Below are 22,292 nucleotides of genomic sequence, written 5' to 3'. Positions count from 1 at the left end.
TTTTTTTATTCTTCCCCGAGGGCAAGTGGTAAGGACAATCCATTAAATATTGCAAAGTTAGAATGTAACAGCTATTTCAATGACTGTCAATATTTGAGAGCCATTATAAAGGAAAAAAGTATGACGGCAGCCACACTTCCGAGATCACGACCCTTAAAAGAGAGTTCTCTTAACATGCCGACTTTTTCACCCCGGCCAAAGCCTCTCGATACCATGGCCAGAACGATAGTGTCACTTCTTGAAAAAATATTGGTAAAAAGAGGTCCTATGATGGCAATGAGGTTCTTGCCTCTCTTCATGAGAGGAAGGCGCGCAAAATCCATCCCCCTGCCCCTCTGGGCATAGTAAATTTTTAATGATTCTCTTTTTAATATGGGAATAAACCTGATAACAAGGCTTATCATGAGCGATATTTCTTCCGTCTTGACGCCAATCTTTTTGAGCGGTTTAAATATCTTTTCAAGCCCCCGGGCGAGATCCATCGGCTCCGTTGTCAGTGTAAAAATATTGGCTGTAAAGATAACCATAAAGAGCTGTGTAAAGACGACGGCCCCTCTGGAAAGCCCCTGACTGGTAACATCTAGGCCAAAAAGGGGAAAGGGATAGATGGAATCACCGGGCGTAAAAAAAAGATGAAAAAGTGAAGTAAAGACAAAGAGCCAGAAGAAAAGCCCCACTCCCCTTAAGAGAAAAGGAATGGAAAAGGAAGCCAGCTTACCGAGCAGAAGAAGCAAACAGGCCGTCATGACAAGGGGAAAAAGGCTGTCAGTGGTAAAAATGGTAACCATAAGAAGGATGAGGGAAATGAGCTTGCTTCTGGGATCGAGCCGGTGGAGAAAGGAATTTCCCGGAAAATACTGGCCTAATGTAATGTCCTGTAGAATTCTCACCGTCTGCAGATTACCGGATTAACGTTACTATCTGTTATCACTTTGCCATAAAATGTGCCCAATAGACGCAAAGGCGCAGAGCTTGCAAAGAATTATTATCCTGAAAAAACCATTCAAACCTCAGTTTTTTCCAATACCTTCTCCAGGCACCGGTAAAATCAAAAAAGGCTCTTTAACCACAGAGACATAGAGAACACAAAGTTAAATCAAACAAATCAAAGATTTGCGGGCCTTTGGTATTCATCTGGATGGTGAACTCCAGTGCCTTTCTCTCTTCCTCTGTGGTTCAAGTGATATTTTATGCCTAATCCTTTAGTCCTTCCCGCGCAGCGGCCACAAAAAAAGATTTTGCTCTTCTCCGTGCCCTCTGTGTCTCTGTGGTAAATATTTTCTTTTGATCTTCTTTGCGCCTTTGCGGTGAAAAGCCTTTAGCCCTTCCCGGACACTCTGTGGTTTATTCAGGATTAAATGTATTTTTCAATAAGCTCTTCCGCTATCTGCACGGCATTCAGGGCAGCGCCCTTTCTCACGTTGTCTGAAACGACCCAGAGATTAAGGCCGTTTTCTTCCGATTCATCTTCCCTGATCCTGCCCACAAAAACTTCATCATTACCGGCGGAATCGATGGCCAGCGGATAGTGGAGAGCCGATGGATTATCGACAAGCTGCACGCCGGGCGCATTCTGCAAAAGCGCCTTAACCCTTTCAACGCTGATTTTTTCCTCTGTCTGAATATTAACCGATTCGGAATGACTGAAGAAAACGGGTACCCTGACGGTAGTTGCTGTCACCCTGATATCATCATCACCGAAGATTTTCCTGGTCTCATTAACCAACTTCATCTCTTCCTTCGTATAGCCGTTATCGAGAAAAGAGTCAATCTGGGGAATACAGTTGAAGGCAATCTGGTAGGGAAATGTTTCGCACTTTAGCGGCTGCTGGTTCATAACGGCGACAATCTGGTCATGAAGTTCATCAATGGCCTCCTTGCCGGCCCCCGATACAGCCTGGTAACTTGAAACAACAATCCTCTCTATTCCCACTTCATCGTAAATCGGTTTTAATGCCACCACCATCTGAATGGTTGAGCAGTTGGGATTAGCAATGATGCCCTTATTCTTATAGTCGGCAATCTCTTCAGCATTGACTTCGGGCACAACAAGAGGAATGTGGGGGTCCATTCTGAAATGACTTGTATTATCGATGACGACAGCGCCTGCCCCGACTGCAAGAGGAGCAAATTTAGCGCTGATTGCGCCACCGGGTGAAAAAAGCCCGATATCGGTCCCTTCAAAGGAATCTTCAGCCAGCACCTCCACCTTATATTGCTTTCCGCAAAACTCCATCTCAGTTCCGGCAGATCTCTCAGAAGCGAGCAATTTAAGCTCACCGACAGGGAAATTCCTCTCTTCCAGAATAGACAGAATCTCCTGTCCCACAAGGCCGGTAGCGCCCACAACGGCGACGTTATAGTTTTCTTTTTTCAAGTGATTACCTCTTGCAATTTTATGACGCTATAATAAAGGAAAATGGCTATAAAATCAACGGATTCTAACGTTAAGCGTGGCAATTAAGGAGAATTCAGGACTAATTCTACTCAGCATCGTGGCAGACAGCCTCAATGTTGTTACCATCGGGATCAAAAACAAAAGCGCCGTAATAATTGGGATGGTATTTTTCGCGTATGCCCGGTTTGCCGTTATCTTTCCCTCCCGAAGCAATGGCAACGCTATAAAAATTATCTACCATGACCCGTTTATCGGCACGAAAAGCGATATGAAGGGGCGGATTGGGTTTTTGCCCCTGCTGAATAAGGAAGAAAGGTTTACCGTCCCTGCCGAATGCGGCCCAGGTCTGCTGCTCCCAAATCATTTCATATTCAAGGGGCGCCAGGGCCATCATGTAAAATTCCTTCGCCTCGTCAATATAGGTAACATTTAAAATTATATGATCAATCATTGTGTCGGCCTTCATAAATTTATTGGAGCGCTAATTAGTGTCCATCCAGAAACTATAATAAATGAAACTTTGTTTTCAATTCGGAAAGGAGGGATTTTTTGCAAGGTCAAGGGAATCAAGGGTTTCGCCGAGTTGTACTACTGTACATCGCACAAGCAAAGCCGAAGATTGACGCAGAGATTGCGAAAAAGCACCCTTGACCGATGAAAACTAATTATAAATGAAGCTCCCTCTATGTCAATATTATTCAGTGAGAATCTTTTAAGAAGGAGGGTTCAGCCTGTCTATAATTTCCCTGGCTCTCACTTTATAAACTTCTGCCCTTGCCTGCTCCAATTCCCCGGTGGGTCCATCGGAATGGGCCATGGATAAAACAAGATTTGCTCTTCTTTCCCAGAGTTCTGCTGCAGCCAGATACTTCTCGACCCGTCTAATATCATCAATTCTGGCCGGATCGTTGTAAACATCTATAGAGAGTCTCTCTTTAACTTCATTAAAATTTTCATCAAGGATGCCCTGCAAATAAGTATCAAAGTCAAGGAGTTCCTCAACGGCACTAAACATTTCCTTTGTAAATCCCAGGTCCTTTATTTCCCTGGAATCCGCTTTCAAAGCAGCAACCAGAAGTTCAGTCCCTACCCCACTATTCCAGAGTTCCGCAATCTCACCAGTTGCAGTTTGTCCAATGACTGCGTCTCCATCGGTTAAGGCTCGCCCCCATATAGATAACTCGTCAATATTTCCCTTCCATTCCTGCGTAAGCGCCGATGAATGAGTTCCCACATAAAAATTTGTATTTCCATCACTTAAAACGCCCTTTGTTTCACCGGCCCTTAAAACACCATTAACGTAGAGTTTATGATCATTAGCGTCTCTTCTGTAAATCACATGAGTCCATGTTGAAAGCGGTATTTGGTAATTTGATATAAATCCCACTGAGTCACATTGAAAAAATAATCCCCTTGAGTCTGTAAAGTGGTAAAAAAGATAGCCCTTACCTGCATCATATCTGCCGCAAATAGTTCCACCATTTCCATCGGGGCCATCTCCTGTTTGATATACCCATGCGGAGATTGTAAATTCAGAATCATTTGTAAATCCTAAACTGCTGTCATTACCACAATTAACGTAATCATCTATTCCGTCCCATTGCCCTGAATAAGAACCCAGCTTTTTAACCGTATCAAAAGACGCTCCCGCTGGAATTCCATTATTTGGACCGACAGAATCCGACCAGTCACCATTCATATGCCATAATGAAATTAATCCATCCGTTAAACCCGCTGAGGAAAGCTCGGTACCAATGCCGTTATTATACAATCTTGAAACTTCAGCAGTCGAAAGCACACGAGTATGAAAAGTCAATTGATCAACATGAGCAGGCTTATATAAAGCCTGATTATCAGGATTCCTTCCTATCCAGGCATCCATCGTGTTATGAACAATGGAACCGCCGCTTATTGATAGGGGCTCAATATCATTCACGAATATTTTAATTTCTTTTTCAGAAACAGTGAGTGCAAAAAAATACCAACCTGCAGAAGTAACTGGAGCTGATGTAAGCTGATAGGCAGGCCAGGAAACGCCATCTCCAGCCTGAAAATAAAACCTGTTATCTGTATATAACTCTAATGTATAGCCTGTATAGGGTGGAGACGATCCAAGCTGCTTCATCCAGATATAGCCTTCAGCACCTAAAAAGGGTACATATATCCACCCTGAAATAGAAAACTCTGAGTTTCTTAAATCCGGATGATCAGGAATGGAAGCATAATCATCGACGCCGTCACAATTCAAGGAATGTGAACCCAGTTTTTTTATCGTATCATCAAATGCAGCACCTGTTATGGTGGCATCGTGATTACCCAGCTCATCTTTTGCGCTATTATTCCATCTCCACTGAGACACAAATCCATCATATAGAGTAATCTCTAACTCTATCCCTGTACCACTATTATATAATTGAGCAACTTCTCCACCGGCAGTTTGACCAACAGCAACACCTCCATCGCTTAACGCTCTGGACCATATATTTACTTCATCCAATAATCCACCATAAGGACCGGAGCCATCATCCATTGTGCCAAATCGAAAATTTGCTGTTGACGTTTTATTAAAAGTCCCTGTCGGTGAATTGTCTAACACCTCCAAAATACCGTCAATATATATAGCCGCTGTTTCTGCCGACTGATCAAATATGCAAAGGATATGATGCCAGTTTCCATCATTGATATCCGTTGTGGAAACAGGGTACAAATAGGTATTGGCATCGGGTTGAAATAAAACAAAACGTAGTTTACCACCTGTTGCCGGGTTTATATTGATTAACCAGGAATAATCACCGCTCTTTCCCTTTGAAATAATATTAGAATAACTTGCATCTGTCGTTTTAATCCAGCAAGATATGGAAAGATCATTATCTCCCACATCTAATACATTCCCAAAAGTAACATAATCATTTACTCCGTCGAATGATCCGGAATGTGAACCCAATACTTTGTCATTGCTATTAAAATTGGCGCCTCCTGTTGGGGTACCGTTATATCCACTAGGGCTGGAATCATTCCAATTATTATTTAAGTTGTATATAGCCTCCAATTTATCTGTTAATAGGGGTGGAGCTAGCTCTACTCCCGCCCCGCTATTGTAATAATCAGCCATTCCAATGTCAGATATAACGCTGTCATATATGACTAATTCATCTATTAATCCAGCATACCAGTCAGTTAAAGTATCCGGTCTGGCCCCTACTGCTTTCCGAGAGGCTACAAATCCTGGGTCGGCATAGGCCGGGTTTCCGTCCGGTAAGCCATCAAGATAAAATCTCGCAGTAATGCCGTCATAAGTAAGGCCAACCATATGCCACCCTGGAGATATTGGTGTATTACTTTCTACGTAGTTCGCTCCAATCCTGGTAAAAAATAATACTCCCGTTGTCATTTGAATGCCCCATGCAAAATCATTTTGACTTCCACAAATTATTTCTTGCCGGAATGAAGATGTTGGATCATCAACATTTATCCATGCAAGTAAGGAGAAAGGTGCATTTAGAGAATCAAAATATGACGGTAATGCAGCGCTATCATCGATCCCATCAAAATGAGCGCATCCCGTTCCTAACCTGGGAGCAGTGCTGTCTATCGTAACTCCGGAATGAACTAAATGTCTGTTAAATCCTGAGGCATCATTAAAATCAGAATTAAAATGGTATATTCCTGTGGGGTTATCCAGTTCAGACATTATGCGGTTCCTCTATTGACAACATTTCCCTTTGAAAGTGCACTCGCTTTTCTATTTGATGGAAAAGAGTAAATCTCGAAATCATAAGAAATAGATAGTTTGATTTTTTATTATGGCAAATCCGTCTTTTTTGCCACCGGTTTTTTAAGCCTTGCCTTTGCCGACCAGACCGTGGTTACCTTTAAGTTGGTATTATGCTTACTTTTCATCTCGCAATTATAACTTGCCGGTATCAGGCTATCCGTCTCGGCGCAAGCAGTGGGTATGAGCGCGGAGATAACGTTCCCACTTTATCCCGGATCGGGGGGAATGCACCCGCCAGGGATTCAATAAACAGAACCTCCCCTTTTCTTCAGCCCCGAGTCAGTATCCACTCCGTCTGAGGTTTATGACCGTAAAGTCATTTGGAAGCTCATTTATTTCAATTCCAGCTCCATTGCTATAAAGAAATGCAAATTCCGCAGAACTTAATTCATCATTAAACCAGTGAGTTGCATCAATATCACCATGCCATCTGGAAGGTAGATCTGTATCATGTAAACCAATCTTGAAATCCTGACCTGATTGTGTATTGATAGTTGTCGTTGGATTACTTGATGATGAGACACTTGTTAATACCTGGCCATCAAGGTATATCTGAACATCGTTCAAGGTTGCATTCCTTGGTAAAGATAAACCTACATGATGCCAGTTGCCATCATTTAATCCCGGTGCATTATAGATTATATTGCCATTATATATTCTTACAGACAGCTTGTTGTTCTCGGCATTAAGTGTCATCAAACCTGCCGAAACATCTGCACCATAAGCAAAAATTCGCTGGATTTTAGTATCTGAAGAACGTACAAAAGCAGAAAAAGCCCTCGGATTCGTACCAAGAATACCTTTATACCCTGTTATTGTGATATCATCATTTATACCGTCGAAAAATCTGCAAGCTATGCCTGTTTTAGGGTCTGTCGAGTTTATTGTTGTTCCCGTTACGATCCCATTATTAGTTCCAAAGCTATCACTTACATTGCTACCCGATATTTCATTCATTGACCATGCGGATACAACCTTACCAATCAGAATATTACTATCCACAGTAAGCTCGATACCCGCCCCAATATTCCATAGTTCCGCAACTTCAACAGAGGACAATTCTCTATTCCATACATTAACTTCATCAATATTACCTTTAAAATAATAACTTCCAGTTACTGCATAACCGATAGAGAAATCGACTGAAAGATCATGCATGGCAGCATATGTTCCTGAATTATCATGATCATCGTCTACCCTGGAAGTATCCAGATATATTTTCATACCGGAAGATAAAGAACTTCCATCATAAGTGGCAACCAAATGACACCACGTATCTATTGGAACTTCTGTTCCAATACTTCGTCTTACTATTCTATTGGTGGGAGAATTATCGTATAGCGCAAAATAAGGGTAATGCTTTCCACTGATATGAATTAAAGAAAGTCCCCATCCTCTGATTCCTGCAGGACTGTCCTGAGATACTAATCCCATATTATTTAATATCGTTCCATCATGCCTTATCCATAGAGATATACTAAAAGATGAATCATTTGTTCCATCTCCAAAAGATAAGCCAGGATCATCAGGTATAGCAATTCGATCATCTACGCCATCAAACTGCCCGGAATGAGTGCCTAATTTTTTTATGGTAGGGTCAAAAATAGCGCCTGTAGATGTACCATCATTATTTCCATATGAATCAAGCCAATCATTATTCATATGCCATACAGAGACTAACCCGTCTTGCAGTGCCATTAAATAATTTCTCCTAAATATTAAGAGTAAAGCAGAAGATGATTTACTGTGTATTAAGGTACATCCGTCTTTTTTGCCACCGGTTTTTTAAGCCTTGCCTTTGCCGACCAGACCGTGGCTACCTTTAAGTTGGTATTATGTTTACTTTTGATCTCGCAATTATAAATTGCCGGTATCAGGCTATCCGTCTCAGCGCTTGCGAAATCTATGGTTCCGCTTGTAATACCGTCCGTCGCCGTCCAGTTTGATAGGGCCTTGTCCTCAACAGCAAAGATTAAATCATTACTGGACTCCTTCATATAGAAGTAAAGAGAATGGCCTGTCATGTCGCCGTTAATGGTAAAGGGAATGGAAATATCATCACCGGGGTAAAGATCGAAGGTACCTGCCTCTTCCGCATATCCGGGCTGAACGGAACCTGCCGCGCCAAGTATGTTCACTGAAGGCTGCCCATCATAGGTGAACATGGCATTGGCATCCCCTTCCGTTTGAAGAAGCTTTACACATTCAAGCCAGGTCTCGGCAGCGTCCTGGTCTTTGATACGAAGCGTTATCTCTTTCGCGTCAAGTTCACCCGCCGCAGGCATCCACTCAATGTCAAAACCGTTTGCGGCGTAAACAGGGAGAGCAGCCACGTTCGCCGCAGCAGCGCCGTCCTTGCTGATAGTCACATCCCCAGCGGCAAAAACGACATCTGTCCTAATGTTCTTTCCATCAGGCGTATATAAGGCAAAACGAATCTTGTCATTACTGCCGTATTTTACTCTTCTCGTTTCCATCAGTATCCACTCCTCCTGAGTTTTATAATCTCATGTCCAGCACCCGCACTTTCCTGGTATTCAAAATAAAAATGCTGTTCCAGCTTCTTTTGTGGGGGAGTTCTTTCAATTAAATCTCCATGAGGTTAAAAGTTTGTTCATCTTTTTTATAGGTGCCCCTGGAACGGATTAACAGTTACGATAATTCAGTACTTTTTCAATTAGCTCGGGTATAAATGCAGATACGGCCTTCCCGCTTTATTGAATCAAATCACGAGAAATTCATCCACCAGGGATTTTGAAAAAAAATCAACCACCCTGCGGCAAGCAGCAGGGAATGTACCCGACAGGGATTCAATAGACAGAAATGTCTCCTTTTCTCACAGGTGATATTTAACCACCCGGTAAGGGAGTGTCTCCCTTTATCTCCGTATCCGAATTGACATCATCAATCCTGTAGGTTGCCGTCGCCGGTGTGACAGGAGCGCCGTCTTCATCTGTAAAATCACAAGTACCGTTTGCAGCAGCATTATCGTAAGCGTAAGGTATATTCTCAGATCCATATTAGAATATCTCCTCTTCAGTCACCGTCGGGGCTCCATCAGTCGACGTGGAATCAGCCAGGGTAAGAGCTGAATCAGCCAGAGTGAGGGCTGAGTCGGCCAGTGTCTGTACCGAGTTTGCCAGCGTAAGAGCAGAATCGTTATATTCCGATATCCCCTTCTTTGACAGGACAGGTATTTTTGCCCGCATATAATCGGTATCTATACGCATAATCAGACAATCATGATAACCGGCCCCTTCTGGCTGCGTATAACCTGTAATATAAATAAACCCGTCTTCCTCAACTACTCCGATGAACTCAGATTCACCATTGGCCCCGCATACCTTCCTGGCCGCAATCGTCAAATCGCTAACGTTAAACTTTACAATCAGCCCATTAAAATCGGTCCCGCTTCCAAGCCCCTCAGATTTTGTTCCGCCTGCAGCATAGATATAAGAATCGTCACCCCTCACAGCCCAGAATTTATCCGTAGCAGTGCCACCATAGATTTTCCTGGCAGCAATTGTCAGGTCGGTGGCATTAAATTTAACAATCAGGGCATCCGCATTGCCAGCGCCCTCGGAACTGGTTGAACCTACTGCATAAACATAAGTGCCGTCACACCAGACACCTTGATAACGCTCTGACCCTGTTCCACCATAAACCTTCCTGGACGCAATAGAGAGATCTGTAATATTAAATTTAACGATCAGCCCGTCATCAAAGCCTGCTCCTTCTGACGACGTATATCCCACGGCATAGACATAGGAAGTATCTCCGTAAACATCGAAGAAAAAATTAGAGCCGGACCCACTGTAAACCTTCCTGTCTGCAATTGTCAGATCAGCAAGATTAAATTTAACGATCAGGGCACTCGTTCCGGAACCGCCTTCTGACGACGTACGTCCCGCAGCAAAAACATGAGTGTTATTACACCAGACGCCACCGTGCCAGCCGTTGTCGCCGAAATGGTCGACGCTTGACCCACCGTAGATTTTCTTCGCTTGTACCGACAGATCAGAGGCACTGAATTTAACAATCAGGGCATCCATAGACGTTCCTTCAGAAGTGGTACTTCCCACGGCATAGATATAAGTGCCGTCTCCACATACTCCCCGGAAACATTCAAGACCCGAAGCGCCGCCGAAAGAGCGTTTATTAATGACATTCAGCCCTTTGTCGAATTTAACAATCAGCCCGTCAAACTGACCGGCATGGCCGCTTCCCGTAAGACCAACAGCGTAAATAAAATCTCCATCACTATATACGTTGTAAAAATAGTCGCTCCCGCTACCGCCCAGTACTTTCCCGGCCACGCTGTCCCACAGGGCCGGTTTAACAATGGCTTCACTCATGAGCGTAAAATCGCTTCCGTTATACCTTACCCGGATAATCTCGTCCGCCTTAATATCTCCGGGCCTAATCTCCGACCCGTCCCGCCTTTTTATGACCACCGCCCCGATTCCGTTCACATTGAGCGTACTGGCTCCCGTGTTGGCATTGGCTGCCTTAAATGACAATCGCAATCCTTCGACGAGTGCCACCGGTGCCTGAAAAAGATGACGCCCGATAGCATATGTATCTCCTACATCAGGGAAGATGTCGTCATTGAGAACCAGCGTGTTTAGATCCAGGACCTCCGTCACATAGGTACTGGTCCGGTCAACCAGGTTGAGTACCTCGAAGCCGTTCTCCCCGTTAATGGCCGCTTCTACGCCGTCGGTAATAAAGTCAGCCGTATTGTCGACGAGCCGATCTGTAGTGACCGAGCTGTTTGTCCCGCTCGATACCTGGTCACCGAAAACGAGATCCAATACGTAGGCATTGGCGGCACCGATATCCTGAGCATGGAGAAGGGGCGCACTTCCGTCAAAATCTTCCCCTGTCGGCACCTGGTTATTGAGGCTATCCATACGCTTGGCCGTAATGACCGTCCCCGGTTCCGTTGGTGGATTTTTATCAATAAATTCTGTCTTCGCCATAATATCCTCCTATCTATCCTGTATATTCAAATTCCACCAGCGCATAAGCCGGTTTCAGTTTATTAAAAAGCGCCTCCAGTTCCTGGTTCTGCTCTGAAATAATCACCTTCCATACATAAACAATCTCTTCCGGGGCCAGCACATCTCCACATTCGGCCTCACCGCAACGCATCTGTTTATAGCCTTCAATCGTTATGCTATACCCATAAGCCGCCGCCAGATCGATGAAATATTGCTTATCGAGCCGTCCCCTTGCTCTCAGCTTGGCTACTACCTGTTCACGTCGCTCATCAATAGTATCAATATCATTAGGACTAACACCTGTTATTCTTTCCCAATCTCCTATAAGATCACCAGTGGTCTGAGGTAACATTTCATCAAGAAGTTCATCACCATGTGACGATGTTTTATCCAGATAGTCTCCTTCTACTATTGTGTCTATATCATGAAGACCTTCCATGTTTTTTACCGGGAAAAGTTTTTTTAATATATCTGCATGTCTCGATGCCGTTGGATCTTGAACAGCATTCTCAATTAACTCAATACCATTCCCGTTATTCCATAGTTGAGCTATCTCACCACCAGCCGGTGCACCGAGAGTTGTGACATCACCATCCGTTAGTCCGCGGGAATAAATAAAGAGTTCATCCTTATAACCTTTTAAATACTCAGTTGAGCCTCTATACCAACCGGAATTAACTTTGTAAGCGGATGTTGATGGACCGGGTGGCCCCACCCAACTGGACATGACCTGCAACCGGATACTGTCATCCCCGGCTTTTCCGATATAGGTTTTACCACCTGTTGAATCGAAACGATGAATAACAAGGCTCCACTCATCTAAAGGAATAGAAAAGTCACCTTGCTGATCTGCATAGTTATCCAAGCGGCAATATCGACTCAGGCTAAAAAAATACCAGCCGAAAACGGTACTACCACTAACTGCAAAAGATGAATAACCATTTCCTGACGCTGCATTATATTTATTAAGGATGGCGCCATATTTTCCCGGATTTGACTCGGGCCTTACCCACCCTCCAAAGGTAATGGGTAAAGGATTAAGGCCCTCACTCCCTTCAATATCTTCATAAGCGCTTATACCATCATTATGCCTTGAATTAGTCCCCAACTTTACAACAGCTGGATCTGGAAATGATGAGCCATTATAGGATGTAACAGTAAAATTATTTGGACTGTCATCCTGAAGGCTATTATCAAATTTTAAATAAAGATCAAGATTATCAGTAAAACCCAAAACTACCTCCTAAATTATAAATAAACTTCATGTAGTTCCACTTCCCTACATCTGTTTATACAACAGTAACTGTACCTGGCCTTATCACTTCAAAATTAGTAGTATTAACATCACTAGCAGGCAAGGTAAAAGTCACATTCTCTGCTCCGTTATTTATTGCTATTGTAGTTAACTGAGCAAGATATAAGGTCTCATCTGGCTCCATTGCCTTCATATAGGCTTCTATATCCGCTGCTGCCTGTATAGTATCCGTATTGGCTCCTGTCATGGTCATGGTAATATTTTGCTCTTTAATGGGGGGGCTAATAACCGAAAGGGCCTCTCCTGCCATAATCGGCTGGAGTCCCTCAATATAGATCTTTGTCTCTACAGTGAGACTCCTGATGGTATAACTTTGGCCGACTGATGTAAAGATGTCAGTATCAAGAGTAAGTTCTCCCGGTGCATCAACACTAACAACACGCGCAGTTTTACCGGAACCGGTATTGATTACCTTATCCCCCATCTGTACACCTGTAGTGACAAAGTCAGTCAGCGAGTCAATGAGTTTAATGTCAGGAGGGGCACCAACAGCATCAGTTGTCCCTGTTATATCGGCGTAACTGGAAGGTGTTTCCGAACCGGTTGCCGCTTCATCAGCCAGGATAAGGACATACACTGTTCCAAGGCCACCTCCAAGGGGATAACAATAGGCCTCCTTCACATTAGGCACTTCTTTTGCCCAGCGAATATAATCAGCCTTATTACCACCTGCCGGCGGGCTTTGAATCCTGTCAAGTATTCTTTGCAGCAACTCGCTGTCACTTTCTCCTGCTGTTCTTTCTATTGCATATAACCACGCCCACCTTTCCAGGTATTCCCTATCAGCCGTATCAGGGAAAATCTGCCTCGATATCCATTCCTGGTGTTTGTAGATACCCCACAGTGCTGAGGCCATACAAGCGCTTTTTATGAAAATAAGGCTTCCTTTTGAAGTGTCTGCATCAGGGATCTGAGCCCGGTAATCATCAAGAATTTCACTTAAAAGATCGTCAAATGTTTTTTGAAAACTCATTTTTACCTCATTTCCTGGTTATTGAAAAATGGATTTGCTATAAAAACTATCACTTTTCGTTTTGGTACAAAGGGTTACAATACAGAGAGATTGCTTCGCTTCGCTCGCAAAGACGGCCCTCATTGCGTCATTTCGAACCAGAGGGAGAAATCTTTAACATCTTATATTCTTGTATCATTTAAGATTTCTCACTATGTTCGAAATGACAGTTCTCCTGCCAAGCAGGGGTTTTCATTCAGGCTCCTAAACAACCTCATAAAAAGTATCAAAGGTGACTTCCCTTCCATCAGCCTGTGTTGCTTCCACCCTGATTTTTATCCTTTCCCGTCCGTCCCGCTCCGTAACTATCTCTATCTTTTTCGCCCTACCTGTTTTTATGAGCCACTGAAGGGCCTCTTTTGCATATTCTTTTACCTGCCCCGGCGCACCTGCAGTATTTTTCCTGACTTCATTAAAACGATGGCCGAATTGAGGGTCCATAAAAAAGCTTCCCTTTGCTATGGCCAGGCTTAAGTAAATATTGTTCATAATATTGTCGGCCTTTTCAAAAGTCATCTGAGGTCGGCCTGAAGCCGTTTTGATTTTAAAGTCCATTACTTCCCCTTTACTATCGATGTTGCGTGATTATCAAGAATGAGCGGATCGACCGGTGTGGGTTTACCTGTCACTCCAACCCCTACCTGTACACCGCTATGTATATGATTGTTAAAAAGATCCTTAAACCTCTCATCGATTAACCTGTGCAAAGGATCAGTCTCACTTCCAACACCGAGATTAATATTTGGCGCATCGATAATCACTGTTCCCCCACTCTTGATCTCAATTTTATTCTCTCTTTTCAGATGCACCTTATCTCCTTCATCACTATAGATGGCTACCTCACCATCTTCGACTGCCAGCCTGTACCTCCTGTCATCAGAAGCAATAACCTGTATCACATTTCCATCTTTGATAAGGATTGCCTCAGCTCCTTCGAGAGGTCTCGATGTGAATCCATAGTGCTGGAAGTACTCCCTGTCACTAAAACTCTCCCCCACCCGTCCAGCGCCTGAAAAGAGTTTTATTTTTCCTTCTGTAACAGCTGTTATTATGGATCTGATAAGTTTCATACTATTTTTTTAACCTCGCCACTCTTATGTCTGTTGTGGTCCCGCTATCTTTGGACATTTTAAAGACCCTGCCTGTAATGAGCATATTTTCATCGATCCCTCTTCTCTCATCAATGACACGAACAAGCTCGTTAACCTGCCAGTTTTTATCGTTCTGGCGATGTCCTGCTGTTGAAAAATTGAGGCGCTCACCGTCTCTTTTTTGTTTATCCATAATGAATTCGGCATGGCTCTTTAAGTCTTTAACGTCCCCCCCGGCAGTGGTGACATAAGGTTTGTAAAATGGGAAATCTTTATCTTCTGCTACACCGCTGGCGCTAAGTTCCGCCGCTTTGAGGTTATCGGCGCCCTGCCGCTGGCCTAAAACAGTGACCTTCCTGTATCTCCCCGATATATTCCTCGACCTTGAACTGCTAACAACGTTGTTTCCTTTGCCGTTCAGCCTCCTGATGAGACTCAGTTTAGCTTCTCCTTTTTCAACAGGCTTTCCGAATACGAGGGTTCCGTCAGATTTTGAATAAAAGAGAAGCCCCCTGGCAGCAGCGTAATCTTTTAACACCTGGAATATTGTCTGGCCCGGTTCAGCCTGAACCAAATCAAAGGACTCTCCCTGAACTTTATCTCCCTCTTTTTTCCTGACGTCATCCTTGCCCCCCTCTCCGTAGATGATGCCCTTCCTGTTAATAAAATTTATATTTTTAAGGAGCTCTTCAGCCACGCCCTTAAGTTTTTTATCCTTCAGGGTAACAAACTCCTCCACACGGGAACTGACGAGAAGCCCCATAAGGTCACGCCCCTCTACACTAAGGGTTGTCCCTGATTTACTGTCCCTGTCATCAACCCTCTCTATTATTCCGTTAAGCTCAACAAGATTGTTAACATAAAGCTTGCATTGCTGTCCCGGTTCAATCTCTATCTCCGGGTTCGCAAGTTCCATGTGAAAGGCGTCGTCGGCAATGTAGAGGTCACTATCAATCTCGTAAGAAATGAAATGCTCAATATGCATGCCGTTTATTTCGAGACTCACTTTATCGAGCATAGATCTTCATGTCCCCTTTGATGAGATTGGGATTACTGATGCGGTTAACGGCCAGTATACGATCTGCAAAATTGTAGGCAAGACCTTGCATATGACAGGCAAGATGGATGGGGATATCATTATCAAGGGTTATGTTTACCAGGTTTTCACTCTCTACCTTGACCTTCCATACATGTTCCTGCAGGGCAAGGGCCATCTCTTTCAATGACTGAATGGACCTGTCCGAATCAATGAGTGATTGCAGGTACTCCCGTGAATTTGCAAGGCTCGTTTCGATGTCATCGATGGGAAGAAGTTGCGGGATGGAAAAATTCTTGATGTAATTGCCCAGATCGTCAAAACTTTTCTTCCCCTCCATATATTTGACTTTCAATCTTTTTTCCTGGTCTTTCGCATAAATATAACCCAGATCCAGGCCCATTCTTAGCCCTGCCGCAGCCTTCACCTGTATTTTCATTATATTATCAGCATTTTTTTCAATTTCATTGAATATGCCCGTTGCGCCCGTTTCGAGGGACCTTTCCAGTTCATCCATCCCTTTTCGAAAGCTTCTTTCATACCTGGAAGCAGATTCTTTTGCCGTCTTATATTGCTCAGAATAACGTTCTACCGTCTTTGTTACTGCGCTAAGCACCCGTCCCTTTAGACTTGTTTCAAACTCTATCTTTGCCACAAGGGAGTTGGCCGATGTTTCTATTTCAGTAAGTTTTCCCTCCAGGGCTTTAACATGCTTATCTATTGTTTTCACATAGGCCCTGGCCTTGCCCCTGATATCCGGGAACTGTTCTATAATCCCCTTGGCAGGATCAAGAGGCCTGTTTATTATTTCCTTCCCTTCAGGCCCCGCTGAATCAACAACAGCCTTTTCCAGTACTGCCGACTGTTCTTCAATCCCTTTAACTACAGTTTTTTCTACCGTTGCTTCAACATCAGGGATAAGCAGAGGCTCCGCTTTGCTCCTCAGATTTTCAACGAAAGTTAAATCTATTGCCGCAGTTCTTTGCCTGTCATCATGGCGGATATTAACCGATTTTATGGTGCCGAAGATGGACCCGTATTTGGGATGAGAAAACTCAAAGAGTTCTTTCTTCTCCAGGTGTTCGATAAAGTCGAAGTGATTTTCGTAATATTCATTGATGAAATAGCACTTGACGGTAATGCGCCTTGCCTTTTGCCCCATATCTTCCACCAGGGCCCCGTCCGTTCCCGGAAATTCATGCTCGACAATGGCTTTTTCAAAACCGTCTTCTATTGTCTCGATGTGCAGGTAGAACTGATCTATATATGCATCGTAATCTTCTGTCACATTACACCCCTTGGAGCAGTAACCTTACTATTTGTATCCATATCGGAAGTCTCAGTCATTACCCGACCTTTTTCGTCGATTTTTATATTAAGATTAACTTGATTCTGAATTTTTGCCGTCTTTTCCGCCTTGGCATAATATTCATTGGCCTTCTCCATATTGCCCTGATCTTTCCACATATTTGCAACAGCCCGAAATTGTGCCGCTCTATCGCCTGATTTTTTGGCTGCAATCATATCCCCTGAATTCTTACTGAATTCTTTATTGTCCTCTTTGTCCTTCTTCAGTTGATTTGCCTTCTGCTTTTTCTCTATTTTTTTATTTATCCAGCTTCCAACTTTCCAACCGCCAACAGCTGCCATTTTGACAAGTTCAATCTGTTTAAAGGGATTCAATGCTGTTTTAAGCCCTATTTTTTTAACCATCGGTCCAATCGACTTAAGTCCGAGATCAATAAGACCTCCACCACCTTTTCCTTTTTTTGCACCACTTCCTTTGGTATAGGAAGACAATAACGATTCTGCCGCACTGGCCAGAAAACCAAGACCGCCCCCTTTGCCGCCCTTCCCTTTTTTTCCTCCACTTCCCTTGGTATAGGAAGACAATAAGGATTCAGCCGCATTGGCCAGAAAACCCAGACCGACCCCTTTGCCGCCCTTCCCTTTTTTTGCTCCACTTCCTTTGGTATAGGAAGATAATAAGGATTCAGCCGCATTAGCCAGGAAGCCCAGGCCGCCACCTTTGCCGCCCTTCCCTTTTTTTGCACCACTTCCCTTGGTATAGGAAGACAATAGCGATTGGGCCGCACTAGCCAGAAAACCCAGACCACCCCCTTTGCCACCCTTCCCTTTTTTTGCTCCACTTCCCTTGGTATAGGAAGACAATAACGATTCAGCAGCATTAGCCAGAAAACCCAGACCGCCCCCTTTGCCACCCTTCCCTTTTTTTGCTCCACTTCCTTTGGTATAGGAAGACAATAACGATTGGGCAGCATTAGCCAGAAAACCAAGACCACCATCTTTCCTGGATTTTGGGCCTTTTTTCTTCCCACTCCCCTTAATTCCACTTAGAGATGCAGACTTCACCTTTTTTAAAGAATTTGACAGGCTGCTCGTATTATTAACGATATCCATCATCGCTTTATTAACAGCAACTATTTCTTTACTCAGCTTTGTTGACTGTGTCGTGGAATCAAGCAGCCCTTTGGAAAGTGAACTGGTGGTATCAGTAAAGGAGGTTTGCCTTAGAGAGGTGTTAAACCGGTCATAGTTTATCCTGGCTTTCTTGCTGGAATCAGCAAGTTTATCCATATTTGCAATTAAACTTTCGACCCTGTCAATGGAGGAAGCTGCTATGCCAAACTCTGAGGAAGACATACCCTGACTCATTTCACACCTTTGCTGAAGAAGTTTTTCAGGCCATTAATTTTAATTAATAAGTTTTTCATAACTATTTACTGGATATATACTGAAAGATTGAGCGCCAAAATTACCTTTTGACCAAATATGTTTTCCTCTCCCCCGAATCTGTGGGAGATTCGTGATTGACCGTTTCAATGAGGGCGTCAATATAACTTTCGGCCCTCCCTTCAGGCATATTCATTATTGCATCCCAGGGAATCCCCGCCTTAAGCAGCAACAGATGCTGCTTCTTCCTTGCCTTCATTTTCTTTTCGAAACGTACTGAGGCGACTCTCCAACGCCTCTTTTGCAAGATGAATAACCCTGAAATCATCGTCATACATATTCAAAAGCAAATCCGGTGTAATTTCCTCGACGGGAATATTACCCAGTTTTTCTAACTGACCTGCAAGAAGACAGATACCGAAATAATGATCATTTTTATTCGCCCGGTCTGCATATTCACTATCCATCAAATCGATGGTGTCACGCACAACCTGCGGACGCAAAACAAAATCCCGATGGACCTCTCCATCAAACTCAACACCGATGGGAAGCGTTCCTTCTTCCTTTATCATGACAACTTCCTCCCCGTGGCTCCCAATTCAATTGACTTGGTCGTTTCGTTCTCACCATCATACTTGGCCTCGCCTACCTTCATGGTGGCAACACCTGTATAAAGAATTTTAGTGTCGTTTCCCAAATCTATTGTTAATGTGCCATCTTCAACTTCATCAAAATCAAATTCTGCCGCACTTTTAGGAACGACATACTCGACAGTCACTTTATAATCGGGCGTCGTTTTAAGGAGCCCCTGACTATTCATGAGCTTGACTTTTTTTCTTAATTCCCTTTCTCCTTCAGCAACACTTTTAAAGTCGGTAATTTCCTGACCATTCACGGTAAGGGTAACTTGTGATACATATTCAACTGCCATTTTTTCCTCCTTAGCTTAACCGAGGCGGTTTCAGCAGTAAATGCTGAAACCGCCCCTTCATAATTTATAGTAAAAGGTCTATCCTGCCTGCAAAAACATGAAGACCGTTAACAATGTCTGCCGGAATTTTTGCATTCACCCGGCTTGGGTCCACAAGATCATCTTCTACAATAAAAGAACCCTTATGTTCATCCACATTCTCAAGGATTTCCAACTCTTCCATCTTGTAGGCGACATCAAGCAGTTCTGTTTTAATAGCATCCTTGACTCGTATCGTCTTTTTAGTTTGAGGAAACCTGAGGGCAACTCTCTGCATAGTCGCTTTTCTTACATAATCAAGGGTCCTGATTGTTGTAATATCGAGTAGTGATATATCATCAATACCGTTGCCATCCTTGATGTAAGTCGAAATGGCTCTGACTACCTGTACTTTCTCTCCCGGACCGATCTCAAGCGGCGTTACACCATTATAGAGACAGGACTCCTGCTCTGATCTCGAAAGTCTGTCACTTATAACCGGAGCATGAATACCTTTAAGTTCAACCGTATTCAGAGGCATGGCCGGATCTTCCACTCCTGCCAGAACGGATGCAAAAGCAGACGCTACTTCATAGGGAAGGCTCCTAGTAAACCTGACATAAGGGCTGCCTATTCTGCCGCTGTTAATATTAGCTGCCAGCGTCGTCGCCGTTCCAAGATCACCAGTCATTCCATAAAATGCTGTAGCCGGTCTTTGCTCCAGCGGGCCGGATACGCTGTCAAGATGGTCTCTTACTGTAACGAGATCAACCTCGTTATTGTATGGCGTTGCAATGATATTATAATCATCGGCAAAAATAGCGGAGAGGGCACTATTCACGTCAGGATTTGCCGCGCTACCGCTCATAGGGCTTACAACTGCACTTACAGCTGATGCTGTTACTTCGGTGTTAATCGTAACCTGGTTTCCCAGATCACCACCATTTTTGGCTGTAAGGTTAATGACGGAACCGTTGACAGCGGCAACAACTGGGACATCAGGATATGCGGCTATCCCATTCTGCAAATCAACAGCAATCTCTTCTGAAGTCTTATTATTTTCAATTCCTATCTCTATTTTTTTGTTCCCAATGTAAAGAGACAAGCTTCCCGATGATGTGGCAGGGCCGCCTATTGTCACCGACCCTGAAGATGCAGCACCAACATCATCGAGGGCACAAACTGAAAGATCAAGGTAACGATTTGCTTTAAGCGCCGCTTTCGCCATTAAGTGAACCATGGAACCGTAACCAAATTTTTCAGCAACTTCCGTATCACTAAATACCTGAGTGGGAACAGCTTCAGCAACACTCGGCTCCGGCCAGGCGCTGAATCGCCATTCGTCGCCTACTGCATGACCGGTTACTGCACCAAAGGTTACTTCCACACCCTCTTCAAGCGGTAGAGCAGTAAGAGTAAGATCCGTCTCTATACTCCAGTTGATACCACCATCAGTAGAATATTGGAATCTATCTGTAGCAGCCGCAGTAGAGATTTTCACAATAAAATCTTTTTTAGTGCTTCCCACAAAAGCTCCACCACTGTTCATATTATTGAGCGTTCCCCCCTGAAACCTGGCAGGCTCTATATATGCCTTAAGCCGCTGACCGATAATAACCATCCTGTATTTATTACTTGCCAGTGTACGAACAGCCAGTTTTGTGTTGAATTCGAAATACTTTCCCGGCTTCCTGATGGAAGAAGGAATACTGTCAAACTGTATAGCCATGGTTTACTTGCCCCCTTTATTCGTTTTTTTAGTTGATTTCTTTTCTTCTTTTTTTTCTGTTGTTCTTTTAACGGACGTTACCTTTTCTTTTTCTTCTATCAGAGAGCCGTCTTTAACAAGACGCCTGTAATAAACCGTATCTACCACAGGGACAGCAACACTGTCGGTTATGTACTCTCTCGGCTTTCCTTCCATTGGACATCGAGTTCCTTTTTTTGCAACTACCTTCATCTAAGCCCTCCTTAAAGTGTTATTTCGTCATTTGCATCTGCAGTTCCGTCATCGTCAGGATCCTGCAGATAATATTCAAGCCCTATCTTAAGCAGATCATCGGCTGCTTCAGCATCGGGCTCTATAATTTCAGAAACATCGAGCTTTATCTCACCGTAATGGCACTGAATACCGTTAACAGGTCTTCTCTCAATAAGCGGTACCTGCGGAGTGGCAGTACCCTGTGTGCCCGTGATTGTTGCATTAACTAATGTGGATACAATGCTTTCTATAACGGCATTAAAAAGCTTTTCACTTTCAGCGGCATCTTTAACGGCGTAGTACCCCTTAAGCAAAAAATGGTGGGTCACATTGTAATTTCTGCTTACTTTGTCTATCTTTGCCCCGGTCCGTGTAATCTCCCATCCAAATATTGCTCCCGTACCGGTATCCTTGAAAAAATCGATAAACTTACCCCTGTTGGCTGCCCATCGCTGATAATCATGAACAATCCCGATGCCTGTAACGCCATCGAGAATACCCTTGATCTCCGTCCTTATTGCACTTTCACTCATTAATTAAAATCCTAAAAGAATAAGAGATTTGCTCACTAAACATCCTTTTCCGTAAAAATATCTACATCCTTTATAAGAAAATAGACAGGATGCCTTGATCCTTCATCATTTTTACTTTTGCCGGGCTCAAGGTAAAGCTCAGGCGAAAAGAGGCCGTCCTTCAGAAGCGCCTGTTCCACAACCTCTTCGAGCCTGATAAGCGCCTCCTGCGCCATGTTGCGTAAATTTTCCTGAAAACCGAGATAGAGCCTCACTGTATGTTTTCTATAAACAGAACTTGCTATTTCCCAGGTTGGCGTCATTTCAGGACGGGTAATCATGCAGATGGGAAGAGTGGAGAGATGGACCTCGGTTTTATTCCGGAATTCCCTGGTAACAGTTAACAGGTTGTCCGAGAACTCCCCATGTTTAACCCAAAGGGAAGTAATAACCGGTACGTAATGCGCTCAATCTTGACCGTCATTATGCTATAATAAAGCCTATGAAACAACCTCTAACCGCACGT

General features: G+C 43.7%; 21 protein-coding genes. All 21 read right to left on the bottom strand.

All coding sequences use genetic code 11. The features are described 5' to 3' along the window. Positions 1–86 precede the first annotated feature (86 nt). The 21 genes from OEV42_15240 to OEV42_15140 all read right to left on the bottom strand — a co-directional run bounded on the left by OEV42_15240 (position 87) and on the right by OEV42_15140 (position 22,107). Positions 87–890: an energy-coupling factor transporter transmembrane protein EcfT gene (locus OEV42_15240; GenBank protein MDH3975631.1), complete on the bottom strand. Its 804-nt coding sequence runs from the start codon at positions 888–890 to the stop codon at positions 87–89. 464 nt (positions 891–1,354) lie between these two features. Further along, entirely contained in the window at positions 1,355–2,377 is a 1,023-nt protein-coding gene (locus OEV42_15235) for an aspartate-semialdehyde dehydrogenase (protein ID MDH3975630.1), read from the bottom strand. A gap of 106 nt (positions 2,378–2,483) precedes the next feature. Continuing rightward, on the bottom strand, positions 2,484–2,849 hold the full coding sequence (locus OEV42_15230) for a VOC family protein (protein MDH3975629.1): 366 nt from the start codon (positions 2,847–2,849) through the stop codon (positions 2,484–2,486). Between the two features lie 261 nt (positions 2,850–3,110). Beyond that, positions 3,111–6,089, bottom strand: a complete 2,979-nt coding sequence (locus OEV42_15225; GenBank protein ID MDH3975628.1) for a LamG domain-containing protein — start codon at positions 6,087–6,089, stop codon at positions 3,111–3,113. A 363-nt stretch (positions 6,090–6,452) separates the two neighbouring features. Then, on the bottom strand, positions 6,453–7,871 hold the full coding sequence (locus tag OEV42_15220; protein MDH3975627.1) for a LamG domain-containing protein: 1,419 nt from the start codon (positions 7,869–7,871) through the stop codon (positions 6,453–6,455). Positions 7,872–7,924: 53 nt separating this feature from the next. Next, positions 7,925–8,650: a hypothetical protein gene (locus OEV42_15215; protein MDH3975626.1), complete on the bottom strand. Its 726-nt coding sequence runs from the start codon at positions 8,648–8,650 to the stop codon at positions 7,925–7,927. A gap of 401 nt (positions 8,651–9,051) precedes the next feature. Beyond that, complete coding sequence (locus OEV42_15210; GenBank protein ID MDH3975625.1) at positions 9,052–9,192, bottom strand: hypothetical protein; 141 nt, start codon at positions 9,190–9,192, stop codon at positions 9,052–9,054. A 1-nt stretch (position 9,193) separates the two neighbouring features. Then, the gene (locus tag OEV42_15205) at positions 9,194–11,155 is read right to left on the bottom strand and encodes a hypothetical protein (GenBank protein MDH3975624.1); all 1,962 of its coding nucleotides are present in this window, start codon (positions 11,153–11,155) and stop codon (positions 9,194–9,196) included. Between the two features lie 13 nt (positions 11,156–11,168). Next, positions 11,169–12,410: a DUF2313 domain-containing protein gene (locus OEV42_15200; GenBank protein ID MDH3975623.1), complete on the bottom strand. Its 1,242-nt coding sequence runs from the start codon at positions 12,408–12,410 to the stop codon at positions 11,169–11,171. Positions 12,411–12,465: 55 nt separating this feature from the next. Further along, positions 12,466–13,464 (bottom strand): baseplate J/gp47 family protein, encoded by a 999-nt coding sequence (locus OEV42_15195; GenBank protein MDH3975622.1) that lies wholly within the window; start codon positions 13,462–13,464, stop codon positions 12,466–12,468. Between the two features lie 243 nt (positions 13,465–13,707). Then, positions 13,708–14,058 (bottom strand): phage GP46 family protein, encoded by a 351-nt coding sequence (locus OEV42_15190; GenBank protein MDH3975621.1) that lies wholly within the window; start codon positions 14,056–14,058, stop codon positions 13,708–13,710. After that, positions 14,058–14,573: a phage baseplate assembly protein gene (locus tag OEV42_15185; protein ID MDH3975620.1), complete on the bottom strand. Its 516-nt coding sequence runs from the start codon at positions 14,571–14,573 to the stop codon at positions 14,058–14,060. The genes OEV42_15190 and OEV42_15185 overlap by 1 nt, the downstream gene beginning before the upstream one ends. 1 nt (position 14,574) lies before the next feature. Beyond that, positions 14,575–15,612 (bottom strand): hypothetical protein, encoded by a 1,038-nt coding sequence (locus OEV42_15180; GenBank protein ID MDH3975619.1) that lies wholly within the window; start codon positions 15,610–15,612, stop codon positions 14,575–14,577. After that, positions 15,602–16,918 (bottom strand): DNA circularization N-terminal domain-containing protein, encoded by a 1,317-nt coding sequence (locus tag OEV42_15175; protein MDH3975618.1) that lies wholly within the window; start codon positions 16,916–16,918, stop codon positions 15,602–15,604. Before OEV42_15175 ends, OEV42_15180 begins: the two co-directional genes overlap by 11 nt. Then, positions 16,915–18,294 carry a hypothetical protein gene (locus tag OEV42_15170; GenBank protein ID MDH3975617.1) on the bottom strand — a complete coding sequence of 460 codons (1,380 nt, stop codon included), beginning with the start codon at positions 18,292–18,294 and terminating at the stop codon, positions 16,915–16,917. Before OEV42_15170 ends, OEV42_15175 begins: the two co-directional genes overlap by 4 nt. 251 nt (positions 18,295–18,545) lie before the next feature. Then, complete coding sequence (locus tag OEV42_15165; GenBank protein MDH3975616.1) at positions 18,546–18,896, bottom strand: hypothetical protein; 351 nt, start codon at positions 18,894–18,896, stop codon at positions 18,546–18,548. Then, on the bottom strand, positions 18,893–19,255 hold the full coding sequence (locus tag OEV42_15160; protein ID MDH3975615.1) for a hypothetical protein: 363 nt from the start codon (positions 19,253–19,255) through the stop codon (positions 18,893–18,895). Before OEV42_15160 ends, OEV42_15165 begins: the two co-directional genes overlap by 4 nt. 64 nt (positions 19,256–19,319) lie before the next feature. Then, positions 19,320–21,002, bottom strand: a complete 1,683-nt coding sequence (locus OEV42_15155; protein ID MDH3975614.1) for a phage tail sheath subtilisin-like domain-containing protein — start codon at positions 21,000–21,002, stop codon at positions 19,320–19,322. 3 nt (positions 21,003–21,005) lie between these two features. After that, positions 21,006–21,233 (bottom strand): DUF2635 domain-containing protein, encoded by a 228-nt coding sequence (locus OEV42_15150; GenBank protein ID MDH3975613.1) that lies wholly within the window; start codon positions 21,231–21,233, stop codon positions 21,006–21,008. A gap of 11 nt (positions 21,234–21,244) precedes the next feature. Next, a complete protein-coding gene (locus OEV42_15145; protein MDH3975612.1) occupies positions 21,245–21,787 on the bottom strand; it encodes a hypothetical protein in 543 nt (180 codons plus the stop codon). A gap of 35 nt (positions 21,788–21,822) precedes the next feature. Beyond that, entirely contained in the window at positions 21,823–22,107 is a 285-nt protein-coding gene (locus OEV42_15140; GenBank protein MDH3975611.1) for a hypothetical protein, read from the bottom strand. Positions 22,108–22,292: the final 185 nt, after the last annotated feature.

This window comes from Deltaproteobacteria bacterium (assembly GCA_029860075.1).
Taxonomy (GTDB): domain Bacteria; phylum Desulfobacterota; class JADFVX01; order JADFVX01; family JADFVX01; genus JAOUBX01.
The sequence above is the reverse complement of the archived record's forward strand: the minus strand, read 5'-3'. Positions and strand labels throughout refer to the sequence as shown.